Origin of the sequence: Variovorax sp. Root318D1 (assembly GCF_001424835.1) — a bacterium.
Classification (GTDB): Bacteria; Pseudomonadota; Gammaproteobacteria; order Burkholderiales; family Burkholderiaceae_C; genus Variovorax.
Window position 1 is genome coordinate 1 of sequence record NZ_LMCQ01000024.1, and the last position, 12844, is coordinate 12844.

Here is a 12844-nt window from a genome sequence, read left to right on the forward strand (position 1 = left end):
CTCGGGCTCAGCAGGTCGACCTCGAACTCGAACAGCTGCGACAGTCCCTCAGTGCCCGCCATCGAGCGGAACCGAAGCTGATCTTCACCCAGTGGCGTGTGGGCCTTGACGACTCTCGTCATGCAGTTTGTCTCCTTGCATTCTTATGCTTCCTACGCTTCGGAAAATTCGTACCTGAAGTCGTCCTCCGCTGCAGACAGCCGCACCCCCGCGAGCTTGCGCGCGCTGACCGTGGCGCCGATGACTTCCTCGCTCAATCGCGGCAGGATGGTGTGCGTGAGGATCGCATCGATCATCCGTCCACCCGACTCAATGGCGGTGCAACGGCGCGCCACCAGTTCGACGGCGCTGCCGTCGTAGTCCAACGCGATGCCATGGTTCGCCTCGAGGCGAGCGGCAATGCGGTCGAGCTGAAGGCGAATGATGCGATGCAACGCATCGGCTTGCAACGGGTAATAAGGCACTACAACCAGCCGCCCGAGCAGCGCCGGCGCAAACACCTTGAGCAGTGGTTCGCGCAGTGCGGCCGCCAGTGGTTCCGGGTCGGGCCGCAGGGTCGGGTCTTCGCACAGCTGCATGACCAGGTCGGTGCCGACGTTCGAGGTCATGATGATCACGGTGTTGCGAAAATCGATGTGGCGGCCCTCGCCGTCTTCCATCCAACCCTTGTCGAACACCTGAAAGAAGATCTCGTGCACGTCGGTGTGCGCCTTCTCGATCTCGTCGAGCAGCACCACGCTGTAGGGCCTGCGGCGCACCGCCTCGGTCAGCACGCCGCCTTCGCCGTAGCCCACGTAGCCCGGCGGCGCGCCCTTGAGCGTGGAGACAGTGTGAGACTCCTGGAACTCGCTCATGTTGATGGTGACGAGGTTCTGCTCGCCGCCGTACAGCGCCTCGGACAGTGCGAGCGCGGTCTCGGTCTTTCCCACGCCCGAAGGGCCGCACAGCAGGAACACGCCCACCGGCTTGTTCGGGTTGTCGAGCCGCGCGCGCGCGGTGCGAATGCGCCGCGAGATGGTCTCCAGCGCATCGGGCTGGGCCACCACACGAGCCGAGAGAATTTCGCCGAGGCGCAGCACCGACTGCGCATCGTCGCGCACCATGCGGCCGATGGGAATGCCGGTCCAGTCGGCCACCACGGTGGCAATGGCCTGCGCGTCGACAGCGGCAAGGATGAGCGGCGATTCGCCCTGCAGTTGCGCGAGCTTGTCTTGCGCCTCGTTGAGCTCAGCGCGGATCGCTTCGGGTGTGCGCTCGCGTTCGGCCGGGTCTATGTCGACGGCGGACGGGTTTTCTTCCGTCACCGCCTCGTCGGTCTGCACCGGCACCGCCGCAGGCGACAGCAGCTTGCGCAGCGCGACGATGCGCTCGACCAGCGCAGCCTCTTCGACACGCCGCTTTTCCAGGAGATCGAGTTCGGCCTGCGCCGCAGCCACCTGGGCCGCGATGTCTTCCACTCGCTTGTGCTCACCCACCCCGATCGCGGCCTCGCGCCCCGCAATGCCCGACTCGATGCCCAGCACCTCGATGCGGCGCTGCAAATCTTCGATGGCGGCGGGCAGCGCATGCTGGCTCAGGGCCACGCGCGCGCAGGCCGTGTCGAGCAGGCTCACGGCCTTGTCGGGCAGCTGCCGCGCCGGAATGTAGCGGTGCGACAGGCTCACGGCCGCTTCGAGCGCGGCATCGAGAATAAGCACGCCGTGGTGTTTTTCCAGCTCGGCTGAAATGCCGCGCAGCATGATCACGGCCTTGGGCTCGGTGGGCTCGTGCACCTGGATGGTCTGGAAGCGCCGCGTGAGCGCCGGGTCTTTCTCGATGTATTTCTTGTACTCCGACCACGTGGTGGCGCCGATGGTGCGCAGCCGTCCGCGCGCGAGCGCCGGCTTCAGCAGGTTGGCGGCATCGCCCGTGCCGGCGGTGCCGCCCGCACCGACCAGCGTGTGCACCTCGTCGACGAACAGCACGATGGGCTTGGGGCTCTTCTCGACTTCATCGATCACCTGGCGCAGGCGCTGCTCGAACTCGCCCTTCACGCCCGCGCCGGCCTGCAGCAGCGTGGGGTCGAGCACCCACAGCGATACGTCCTTGAGCGAGGGCGGCACGTCGCCCGCCGCGAGCCGCGAAGCCAGGCCCTCGACCACCGCTGTCTTGCCCACGCCCGCCTCTCCGGTGAGCAGCGGATTGTTCTGCCGGCGCCGCATCAGGATGTCGATGATCTGGCGAATCTCGTCGTCGCGGCCATAGACCGGATCGAGCTCGCCCGCACGCGCCTTGGCCGTCAGGTCGCTCGCGTACTTGGCGAGCGCGGAGCCACCAGCTGCGGCGCCCTCGCCCTGGTGTGCGACAGCTGGAGCGCTGCCTGCGCCACCGCTCGGCGCCGCATCGAAATCGTCCTCGGGCGATCCTTCGGTCCACGCGGGAAGCTGGGCAATGAGAACGTCCGGCACGATCTTGTCGAACTCGCGCGAGATGCCCGAGAGCACCTGCCGCAGCCCCGGCGTCTTCACGATGCCCGCGAGCAGGTAGGCACCGCGGATCGAGGTGGCCTCGAAGCGCAGGCTCGCATAAACCCAGGCGCGTTCGACGGCGTTGTCGACATGCTCGGAAATGTCGCTGATCGACGTGGCGCCGTGCGGCAGGCGGTCGAGCGCACGCACCAGGTCCTGCTCGACCGCATCGAGGTTGAGGCCCGCGCGCTTGACGATGCGCAGCAGGTCGCTGTCCTGCAATTGCAATATCTGGTGCAGCCAGTGCACCAGCTCCACATAGGCATTGCCGCGCAGCTTGGCGAATGCGGTGGCGGTTTCCAATGCCTTGTAGAGCATCGGGTTCAGTTTCGAGAAAAGAGAGACGCGGCGAATATCGGTCATAAGGCCATGGAAGAAACTTCAGCCGCCACGGAAGCTGCCGATGCGGAACGGGAAAACAATGCTTCGGGCTGGAACACCATGTCGCCGGCGTCGGTGTCCGACAGCCGCGCGCCGAGCCAGCTGCCCCAGCCCAGGCGGTGGTCGCCGCCCAGTTGCATGCCGCGGGCCTCCTGCTTCTTCAGCACGAGCCGGAGCTCCCAGGCAAACTCGATGCCGACGTATTGGCGCACCCAGTCGACCACCTGCCGGAGCCGCTTGCTGCCCGGTAGAAAGTCGCGAAACTCGTGCTGCGAAAGCGGCCCCAGTTCGAGGCGGAACTTGCTCTGTGCATCGCGCACCGCCAGGCCGATGGTGGCGCCGCCGCCCAGCTGATGGTTGCGCCCGAAGAGGCCGATGCAGCTCACCTGCCGCTCGTCGAGCATCACCCAGTCGCTCACGAATTCTTCGACACGCACCGGCACGTCGAAGTACAGCTTGAGGATCTGGATCAGCCCTTCCGGATTGCGCGTCTGGCGCACCAGGTGCCCGGCCATGAAGGTGCGCGCATGGTCCGCGATGCGGTCGCGCTCCTTGAGCCCCGGCTGCCCCATGTTCATGAGGCTCGCTACGTAATCGACGAAGCGGTGGCCGTCGGGCCGGTCGAGGCTGTTGACGGACTGCGCATCTGCCCAGGCGCGGTAGAACAGCAGGATGAGCCGATGGTGGAACAGGTCGGCGAATACGCTGAACGTGTCGTCACCGTGATGCCGCTTGCGCTCGCGCGCGTACTCGGTCAGGTGCAGCGGCAACGGCCCGTTGGGACCGAACAGGCCGAAGCCGTAGATGGAGATGCGCGGCGGTCCGTCGCCGTCGACGTCCACGCCGGAAACGTTCGATGGCGCAAACGCCATCGAGGGCTCCTGCCCGAGGCGCAGCGGCTCGTCGAGCGGGCGTGGTGCGCGGCCCAGCAAGGGATGGCCGCCCTGCGCATCGAGCCGGCGCAGCAGCATGAACAGGTCATGCTCGAAGGGCTGGTCGATCAGGCCCGCCCACAGGACCGGGTCGCCCTCGGGAACGCCGCGGCGCGCGGAGGCCGTGATGGCCTCTGCCAAATCGGGCATTGCCGATGGCGCCAGTGAATCGTCGGTGACGTCCAGCGCACTCATACGGCGGGGCGGCGTCCAATGCGCGGCATCCATCGCGCGATTTCTCCGCGCTGCAGGCTGGAGAGCGCGAACTCGGTGAACGCGTTCAGCGACACATGCCGGCTGAAGAACTGCTCCAGCACGGCGCCGAAAAGATAAGGGCTCGAGCCCGAGAAGGCGACCTCATCGATCTTGAGCGCAATTTCCACGCCGCGCCCGAAGACGATGGGCCCGGGTTCGGGCAGGCGGCGGAACACGGGCGCCAGCGCCATCGAGCGCACGCCCTGTATCTGCCGGCGCACCGCCGGGTCGGCCAGATTGCCGTACAGGTCGAGCATCTCGCGCAGCGCGGCCGCACCCTGCGTCGCGTCGACGTCGGTCAGGCTCAGGTAGTTGAGTCCCAGATGGCTGATGAGGCGCCAGGTGAGCGCGCCTTCGGCCAGCGCGGGATACGGCCGCGACGGCCCGCGCAGGATGCGCACGGCGCGCACGGGCGCGGACACCCGCAAGGTGAAATCAGACTCCAGCCCCGTGGGCAGCAGCAGCGGCAGGTCGCGGTTGGTGCACAGCGCATCGATCGTGATGTGCCGCAGGCTGTGCGGAAAAGGCGCGTCGTGCTGGTCGACCAGCGACACATACACCTCGCTGCCGGTGTAGCTGGTGCGGGTGCCCTGCGCGCGTGCGCGGTCGGACACCAGGCGCGGCTCGCGGCGCAGCGAGAAGTACGAGCCGAAGTCGCCGTCGTCGGCCGCGAACGAGCCGAGGAAAGGCCTGAACTCGCGTTCTTCCGAGCCGCTGCTCATGTGGCCCGTGACACGCTCGACGGTGAAGATTTCGAAGTCGCGCGGACGCGTGCGGTCGATCACGGCGTGGTGCTCGTGCTGCCCGGGCCCGACCGGGATGCGATCGCTGCGGCGCGGCACCAAATTGATGATGGGCGTGCAGAAGAGCGAGAAATGCCGCGCATCCACCAGCCGCTCCAGGTCGCTGTCGGCACGGTCGAGCAGGATCACGATTTCCATCGTGGTGCCGCTCATGGCCGCGGCCGCCGCGCGCAGGTTCTTCACGCTGAAGAACAGGTAGCGGTCCGGGAAAGCGAAGTACTCGTGCAGCAGCCGGTAGCCCTGGAACGAACGTGCGTCGTAGGGCAGCAGCGCCTGGTCGGGGTCGAAACCTTCGTGGCGAATCGCCTCGTCGCCGAGCGGCACGATGCGCGCCGTGCTGCCCGGCCCGCTGCGGCACACGGTGCCCACGCTGTGGTGCACCGCGAGTTCGAGCACGCGCAGCGCATGGAGCTCGGCGCCCGAAAGAAAGAACTCGAGCCGGTCGAGCGGCATCTCGGCAAAGCGCGCGCCGCCCACCGCTTCGAGCTTGATGGTGATCGCGCTCTTGGCCTGGCGCGCTACAGCCGGCATTGCATGCGCGATCTCGGCGGGCACGGGGCCGATGCCCGCCTGTGTGATCTTGATGGGCCACAACGTGACCGCATGCCCGGTACGAAATTCGCAGGCCGTCTGCTCGCCCTTGATCATGCGGCCGCGCAGGATGGTGTGGCGCGGCAGTTCATAGCCGGCCTTCAGCGAACCTTCATTGAGGTTGCCGTCGATCTGCACCACGCCCATGGCAGGCAGCGGCGCAAGAAAGTTCGGGTACACCACCTCCAGCAGCCGCTGCGAGAAGCGCGGAAACTCCGCATCCATCTTGAGCTGAATGCGCGCCGTGAGAAAGCTGAAGCCTTCGAGCAGGCGCTCCACGTACGGGTCGCTGACCTCGATGCCGCGCATGCCCAGCCGGCCCGCGATCTTCGGGTAGCGCTGCGCGAACTCGGCACCGAGCTCATGCATGTACGTGAGCTCGCGGTTGTAATAGTCCAGCAGCCTGGCGTCCATTCAGAGCCCCCCTGTCGGGCGAAGGACCATGTGGCCGCTCTCGAGGTCGAGCTCGGAGCGCAAGATGAATTCGATGGGGTAAGGCACCGACCACAGCGTGCCCCGGATCTCGAGCGCGAGCAGGTTGTGGTGCTCGAGGTCGGTGGCATCGGTGACGCAGCGCACGTCGATGCTGTCCTTCATGATGCGCGGCTCGAAGTCGATGATGGCCGTGCGGATGGCCGCCTCCACATCCGCGAAGTCGACCTCCGACATGCGCCCGCCGGCCCAGCCGCGCACGCCGTAGTTGACGACCGAGCGCCGCGCGCGCGGCATGGCGTTGATGGTGTGGCCGGCACCGAAGTTAGTGGTGTTGAGCAGCCACTGCAGATCGCGCAGCACCGAATCGCGCAGCAGCTTGCCGCTCATCAGGAACGCACCGGCGCGCTCCTGGCGACTTTGCGGCTGCTTGTCGGTCAGGCGGTCGAGCAGCACCGGCTGCAGGCGGTCGCGTGCAACGCTCTCTTGCTGGTCGCCGTCGACCTCCAAGGCCGGGCGGCTGGCGGGCAATACGGAACTCACTGCGCGGCACTCTCGGCGGGAGCGAACTCAACGAGCCGGATGTCGAGCAGCGAGTGGTCGCCAGCTTCGCTGATGAACGTGCGCTGGCCCACGCCGGCATACTGCTCTTCGCCGGCCAACGGCTGCCAGTCGGTGCGGCGGCCCAGCATGGTTTCATCGTCGAGCGCATCGAGCGCGCCCGGGTAGCGGACCGGCACCAGGCCGTTGAGTCCGCGGCCGTCCTGCAGCACGATCTCGGCCGGCGCCCAGAGCAGGTCGACCAGATGCTGCGGGCGGGAAAACTTCAGGCGCCGCACTGCCGGCAGCGGCAGCCACGCGTAGCCCGAAGGCGTGAGAAGTTCGAGCACGGCGCCAATGCGCACGTCGCCGTCGCACAGCCAGCCGAACTCGATGCTTTGCACCGGTTCGCCATCGATGGCCTGCGCGGTTCTTGCATCCGACCTGTCGACGCAGCTCAAGGTGCCCTGCAATCCGGGCGCAGCCAGCCGCGCGCCTTCGCGCAGGTCGGCCGCTTCGGTGGCGTGCTCGAGCGGCAGCGCCGCGGCGGCGATCAGTTGCGCCACCCAATCGACCTCGCCCGCGATGATGGCCGGCGCACGGCCGCCATTCCAGAATTCGGTTCGGTGGCGCTCGGCTGCCAATGCCATTGCACAGGTGGCGCTGGCGGGAGCGAAAGAAGGGTCGATCTTTGCGGCCAGCTTGAGCTGGTCTTCAGCCCGCTGCCACTCGCCCCTGAGCGCAAGAAAGTGGCAGAGGGCGAGCCGCAGGCTGGCGTTCTGGGGACTCGCGCGAATCTGCCGCTGCACCCATTCGGTGTGCTCGGCCACGGAGCGCTCGCCCAGCACTGCAAACCCATCGCCCATGTAGCTTCCTCAATGACTTGTGCGCGGCCGCAGGGCCGCCGGTGAATATCTGCGGGAGGCCGGCCCGCGGCACGCCGCAAAAAAAGCGGCGCGCGCGGGTCCGGCCGGGACACGCGGGAATCAGGATTCCCGGTTTTCCTTGATGTTCCAGGCCAGCACGGTCTCGGCGCCCTTGCCGCCCTTGTCCGTCTGCTCCCAGTACTGCTGCTTGACCTTGGCGGCCTGGAACGCGAACTGCACCAGAACCGCATCGCCACTCTGCTCAGCCGTGTACTGCACCGAGGTGACCAGCACTTCTTCCAGCGTGACGCGCGTGTATTCGATCTGCGAGCCACCGGCCTTGCACAACGACACCTCGACCTTGCTCAGGTGCTTGCCGCTGGCGNACCAGCACTTCTTCCAGCGTGACGCGCGTGTATTCGATCTGCGAGCCACCGGCCTTGCACAACGACACCTCGACCTTGCTCAGGTGCTTGCCGCTGGCGCAGTTCTTCATGACGGACGGGGCCGCCTTGTCGATGCGCGCAATGACCTGCAGGTCGTTGAAGCTCGCCTTGCCCACACCGCCGCCACCGCCGCTGACCATGTTTCCAGGCTGCGTCGCTCCCCATGCAAACGACTTGATATCCGTCCAGTCCTTGTGGTTCGAGTCCTTGGATTCGCCGTTTGCGCCCTCNCTGACCATGTTTCCAGGCTGCGTCGCTCCCCATGCAAACGACTTGATATCCGTCCAGTCCTTGTGGTTCGAGTCCTTGGATTCGCCGTTTGCGCCCTCGACGCGCATGAACATGTCTACTGCCATGATTAACCCCCAAAGTTATATTTGCCCGATTGCGGGACACCGTTGAACTAGCTGCTGTCCTTCTTGTTGGATGGCAGCTTCGAAACCAGCCGCAACGACACAGTCAGCCCTTCGAGCTGATAGTGCGGCCGGAGAAAAAACTTGGCGGCGTAGTAGCCCGGGTTGTCCTCGATGGCTTCCACCTGGACTTCGGCCGCCGCCAGCGGCTTCATTGCCTTCGTGTCCTGTGACGACGTGCCTGGGCTGCCGTCCACGTAATTCATGATCCAGTCGTTGAGCCAGCGCTCCATGTCCTCGCGCTCGCGGAACGAACCGATCTTGTCGCGCACGATGCACTTCAGGTAGTGCGCGAAGCGGCAGCATGCAAACAGGTACGGCAGGCGCGCCGCCAGGTTGGCATTGGCCGTGGCGTCGGCGTCGTAGTACTCGGCCGGCTGCTGCAGCGACTGCGCCCCGATGAAGGCCGCGAAGTCGGAGTTCTTGCGGTGCACCAGCGGCATGAAGCCGTTCTTGGCCAGCTCGGCTTCGCGCCGGTCGCTGATGGCGATCTCGGTCGGGCACTTCATGTCCACGCCGCCGTCGTCGGTCGGGAAGGTGTGCGTGGGCAGGTTCTCGACCGCGCCGCCCGACTCCACGCCGCGAATGGAGGTGCACCAGCCGTACTGCTTGAACGAGCGGTTGATGTTCACGCCCATGGCATAGGCCGAGTTGGCCCAGGTGTAGCGGTTGTGCAAGGCTGAGTCGGTTTCTTCCTCGAACTCGAACTCATCGACCGGATTGGTGCGCGCGCCGTAGGGCAGGCGCGCAAGAAAGCGCGGCATGGCCAGGCCGATGTAGCGCGCGTCTTCCGACTCGCGCAGCGACCGCCAAGCGGTGTGCTCGGTGTTCTGGAAGATCTTGGTCAGGTCGCGCGGGTTCGAGAGTTCCTGCCACGAATCCATCTGCATCACGGTGGGCGATGCGCCGGCAATGAAGGGGCAGTGCGCGGCCGCGGCGATCTTCGCCATTTCGCCGAGCATCTCGACGTCGGGCGGGCTGTGGTCGAAGTGGAAGTCGCCGATGAGTGCACCGAAGGGCTCACCGCCGAACTGGCCGTATTCGTGTTCGTAGATTTTCTTGAACAGCGGGCTCTGGTCCCAGCCGATGCCCTTGTGGCGCTTGAGCGAGCGCGCCACTTCGCGCTTCGACGCGCACATCACGCGGATCTTCAGCTGCTCGTCGGTCTCGGTGTTGTTGACCAGGTAGTGCAGGCCGCGCCATGCGCCTTCGAGCTGCTGGAAGTCTTCGTGGTGAAGAATCTGGTTGATCTGCTCGGAGAGCTTGCGGTCGATCTCGGTAATGATCGCCTGCACGGTGCGGTAGGCATCGTTCGAGATGGTGACGGTGCTTTCGAGCGCCTGCACCGCCAAGGTCTTGACGGCGCTTTGCACCGCCTCGCGGGCCTGGTCGGTCTTGGGCTTGAACTCTCGCTGCAGCAGGTCGGAGAACTCGTTGGGCTCGAGCGCCTCGATGGTGGCGGTCTGCGCGCGCGCTGCTGTCTGTTTGGATGCGGTGCTCATGGTGGAGGTCCTGTCGGCTTGGTCGACTTGCTCGGCTTATTCGGAAGGGATGGTGCCGGCGCCGCCGGACTTTTCGTTCGCCGCTTCCACCGCCTTGGCCACGGCCGGATTGGGTGCGGACGCGAGCGACTTGAGCAGTTCCGGGTTCTGCAGCGCCTGGGCAATCAGTTGCTCGGCGCCGTTCTTGCCGTCCATGTAGGACAGCAGGTTGGAAAGCTCGGTGCGGGCTTCGAGCAAGTGCTGCAGCGCGCCCACCTGGCGTGCAATGCGCGCGGGCGAGAAGTCGTCCATGCTGTCGAAGGTGATGTCGACATTCATCTGGCCTTCGCCCGTGAGCGTGTTGGGCACCTGGAAGGCCACGCGCGGCTTGATCGACTTCATGCGGTCGTCGAAGTTGTCGATGTCAACCGCCATGAAATCGCGATCCGCGAGATCGGGCATCGGGTCGACCTGCTTGCCCGCGAGATCGGCGATCACGCCCATCACGAAGGGCAGCTGGATCTTGCGTTCGCTGCCGTAGATCTCCACGTCGTACTCGATCTGCACGCGCGGCGCGCGGTTGCGCGCGATGAACTTCTGACCACTGTTTCTGACACGGTTGTCTGCCATAAGCTTCCTCTTGAATCTCTGATGCGTGTGGGTCGGACCTGCCCTGACTGTCTGTCCTTGTGTTCTCGCGCCGGCGCCTTGCTTCGCTCTATTCGGCCGTGCCGCTGCTCAGTGAGCGTCCCGCCAGGCTTTCAATCTTCTGCAAGCCCTCGGGTACGAGTTCTTCGATGATCTGGAAGAAGTTGAGGTCCAGCAGTCTTTGCGCCCTTCGGATGAGCATCGGTGCCGGGTGGCTGGGCTCGGTGCGTTCCATGTATTGACACGCCTTTTCCAGCAAAACCTGCACATCATCACGAGTCGATATTTCAATATCTTTAATGCTCGCTAACCGCGGGCCGGAGGCGCCATTCAAAGGTCTCGCAATGCCTGGTCCCGATGCGTCCGCTGGCGCCGGCTCATTGCCGCTTGCCGCCTTCAATGCTTCGACCGGTGCCGGCTGCGCCTGCTCGGGCAGCAGCTGGACCACGGTGCGAAGCGAGCGCTCGAGCCGCGAGAAGTCGGGCGCCCAGCTTTGCCCCAGCGCGCGCTCCGAGGTCTCGCGAATCCGCTGCAGCAACTCCAGCGCTGCATGCAACGCCATTACCGGCGCTGCCGCTTTTTCCTGCGCGCGGCGCGCCACTTCCCGCAGCCGGCCGATGCCGCCCGGGTAATCGATCTGGTCGGCCTTGCTTGATTCAAGCAGTGCCTCGACCTGCCGCAGGCTCATCGATGCGCCATCCTCGAGCAGGCGTGCGTCGCGCACGCTGCGTCCGAGTCCCTCGGCTTCGGCCAATGCAGCCAGCGCATTCATGCGCGGCAGCGGGTCTTCGAAATCGCCATCGACCACGCGCGGATGCACGTCGTCCCAATACTTTTGCAGGATGCCGTCCACCACGCGCAACCCATCGACATAGCCGGGAAGTCCGCGGCTCTCGGTCCATGCCAGCGTCAACAGAACCAGAACGCGCACGTCGAGCGTGCGTTGGCACAGCTGCTTTGCGATGCGCTCGACACGGGCCCAGTCAGGCGGCTCCGCGGGAATGATGGTGGAGCCGAACTGCTGCTCCCGCTTTCCTGTCGCAGCCTGCTGCAGCGCCATGAAGTCGGGGTCGTATTCGAGGTCTTCGCCGCACGGAAGCGGGCCTTCAACAGGCGACTGCAATAGTTCTATCTCGCTCGGCGACAACCCCATCTCCCTATTTATTAACAACCACCAACAATGGTTATCTTGAGGGGAACGGGAAGCGCGGTCAACAGCAACACATTGCTACGTGCTGCCTATGAATCACAAAGGAGTACAACTCCTTTTAAAGCGTAGAAGGAACGTTTACAGCAATCCGCGGCTCGCAAGATTGCGCATCAGCGCACTTAGTCCAAAAGTCCACCGTGGCGCTTTATCCGAATGGACCACGCGGTTCACGAGCGCGCCGAGTTCCGGTGCCGCAATGCGCACGCGGTCGCCGACGACGTGGGTGAATCCTTGCCCAGGACCATGACGGTCTTGTGTCGGCGCGAACATCGTGCCGAGGAACAACATGAAGCCGTCGGGATAGTCATGGTGCGCGCCGATAGCTTGCGAGACCAGGTCGAGCGGATCGCGGCTGATCTTCGCGAGCGAGCTCGAGCCTTCGAGCGTGAAGCCTTCGGGCCCCGTCACTTCGAGTGCCACCGTGATGCGGCGAACGTCGTCGATGCCGAAATGCGCATCGAACAAGCGGATGAACGGACCGATGGCGCAGGAGGCGTTGTTGTCCTTCGCCTTGCCGAGCAGCAATGCGCTGCGGCCTTCGAAGTCGCGCAGGTTGACGTCGTTGCCGAGCGCCGCACCGAGTGTCTCGCCGCGGCTGTTGACCGCGAGCACCACCTCGGGCTCGGGGTTGTTCCACACCGATGCGGCATGGATGCCCACGTCGGCGCCGGTGCCCACGGCCGAGAGAACCGGCGCCTTGGTGAAGATCTCGGCGTCGGGCCCGATGCCGACCTCGAGGTACTGCGACCATGCGCCCTGCGAGATCAAGACTTCCTTGACCTTCGCGGCTTCGGCCGACCCGGGCACGATGCCCGCGAGGTTGTCGCCGAGCACGCCGCTGAGCGCCGCGCGCGTGGCCTCTGCGCGCGATGCATCGCCGCGCGCCTGCTCTTCGATCACGCGTTCGAGCAGGCTCTCGACAAAGGTCACGCCGCTGGCCTTGACGGCCTGCAGGTCGCAGGGCGCGAGCAGCCATGGCTTCGCTTCATCGCGCACGGTCAGGTCGCTGTTGGCGAGCACTGTGGCCAGATCGGCGATGCGCGGAGCCTTGCCGGCAGTCACCGCGTCGCGCACGCTGGCCGAAGGAGACTCGGTGCGCTCGAGCAAGTCGCTCATGGTCGGCGCCAGCTTGGAGAGATCGTGCAAGCCGCCGTCATGCACCGCCACGAGAACGGGGCCCACGCCGGGCTGCCAGATGCGGCCGACGAGTGTGGCGCGCTCGGCGTCGCGGGGAAGGCTGGTGGCGGTGGAAAGGTCTAGGGGCATGTTGTCTCCGGAGGCACTTGTGGTTCAGGGAACGGACATTCTGAATGAATGTCTTCCTTGCCGCTGCCGGGCC

General features: G+C 65.6%; 10 protein-coding genes and 2 pseudogenes. All 12 read right to left on the bottom strand.

The genetic code is table 11. The features are described 5' to 3' along the window. Positions 1-152: 152 nt before the first annotated feature. The gene (tssH, locus tag ASC78_RS22850; RefSeq protein ID WP_055806793.1) at positions 153-2870 is read right to left on the bottom strand and encodes a type VI secretion system ATPase TssH; all 2718 of its coding nucleotides are present in this window, start codon (positions 2868-2870) and stop codon (positions 153-155) included. Next, the gene (tssG, locus tag ASC78_RS22855) at positions 2867-4015 is read right to left on the bottom strand and encodes a type VI secretion system baseplate subunit TssG (RefSeq protein ID WP_055806796.1); all 1149 of its coding nucleotides are present in this window, start codon (positions 4013-4015) and stop codon (positions 2867-2869) included. The genes tssH and tssG overlap by 4 nt, the downstream gene beginning before the upstream one ends. Continuing rightward, the gene (gene tssF, locus ASC78_RS22860) at positions 4012-5883 is read right to left on the bottom strand and encodes a type VI secretion system baseplate subunit TssF (protein ID WP_055806799.1); all 1872 of its coding nucleotides are present in this window, start codon (positions 5881-5883) and stop codon (positions 4012-4014) included. Before tssF ends, tssG begins: the two co-directional genes overlap by 4 nt. Further along, complete coding sequence (gene tssE / locus ASC78_RS22865; protein ID WP_055806802.1) at positions 5884-6411, bottom strand: type VI secretion system baseplate subunit TssE; 528 nt, start codon at positions 6409-6411, stop codon at positions 5884-5886. Between the two features lie 29 nt (positions 6412-6440). Further along, positions 6441-7307, bottom strand: a complete 867-nt coding sequence (locus ASC78_RS22870) for a type VI secretion system accessory protein TagJ (protein ID WP_055806805.1) — start codon at positions 7305-7307, stop codon at positions 6441-6443. Positions 7308-7427: 120 nt separating this feature from the next. Further along, positions 7428-7692, bottom strand: a 265-nt coding sequence (locus ASC78_RS28140; RefSeq protein ID WP_235505183.1) for an Hcp family type VI secretion system effector, incomplete at its 5' end; no start/stop codon positions are given. Position 7693: 1 nt separating this feature from the next. Next, positions 7694-7983: pseudogene (locus ASC78_RS28145) on the bottom strand (Hcp family type VI secretion system effector); the annotation flags it as partial. A gap of 1 nt (position 7984) precedes the next feature. Continuing rightward, positions 7985-8109 (bottom strand): annotated as a pseudogene (locus ASC78_RS28405) (type VI secretion system tube protein Hcp); the annotation flags it as partial. A gap of 47 nt (positions 8110-8156) precedes the next feature. Next, positions 8157-9668 carry a type VI secretion system contractile sheath large subunit gene (tssC, locus tag ASC78_RS22880; RefSeq protein ID WP_055806808.1) on the bottom strand — a complete coding sequence of 504 codons (1512 nt, stop codon included), beginning with the start codon at positions 9666-9668 and terminating at the stop codon, positions 8157-8159. A gap of 36 nt (positions 9669-9704) precedes the next feature. Then, positions 9705-10277 carry a type VI secretion system contractile sheath small subunit gene (gene tssB, locus ASC78_RS22885; RefSeq protein ID WP_055806810.1) on the bottom strand — a complete coding sequence of 191 codons (573 nt, stop codon included), beginning with the start codon at positions 10275-10277 and terminating at the stop codon, positions 9705-9707. 88 nt (positions 10278-10365) lie between these two features. Beyond that, on the bottom strand, positions 10366-11448 hold the full coding sequence (gene tssA, locus ASC78_RS22890) for a type VI secretion system protein TssA (RefSeq protein ID WP_055806814.1): 1083 nt from the start codon (positions 11446-11448) through the stop codon (positions 10366-10368). Positions 11449-11583: 135 nt separating this feature from the next. Further along, positions 11584-12771: a fumarylacetoacetate hydrolase family protein gene (locus ASC78_RS22895; RefSeq protein ID WP_055806817.1), complete on the bottom strand. Its 1188-nt coding sequence runs from the start codon at positions 12769-12771 to the stop codon at positions 11584-11586. Positions 12772-12844: the final 73 nt, after the last annotated feature.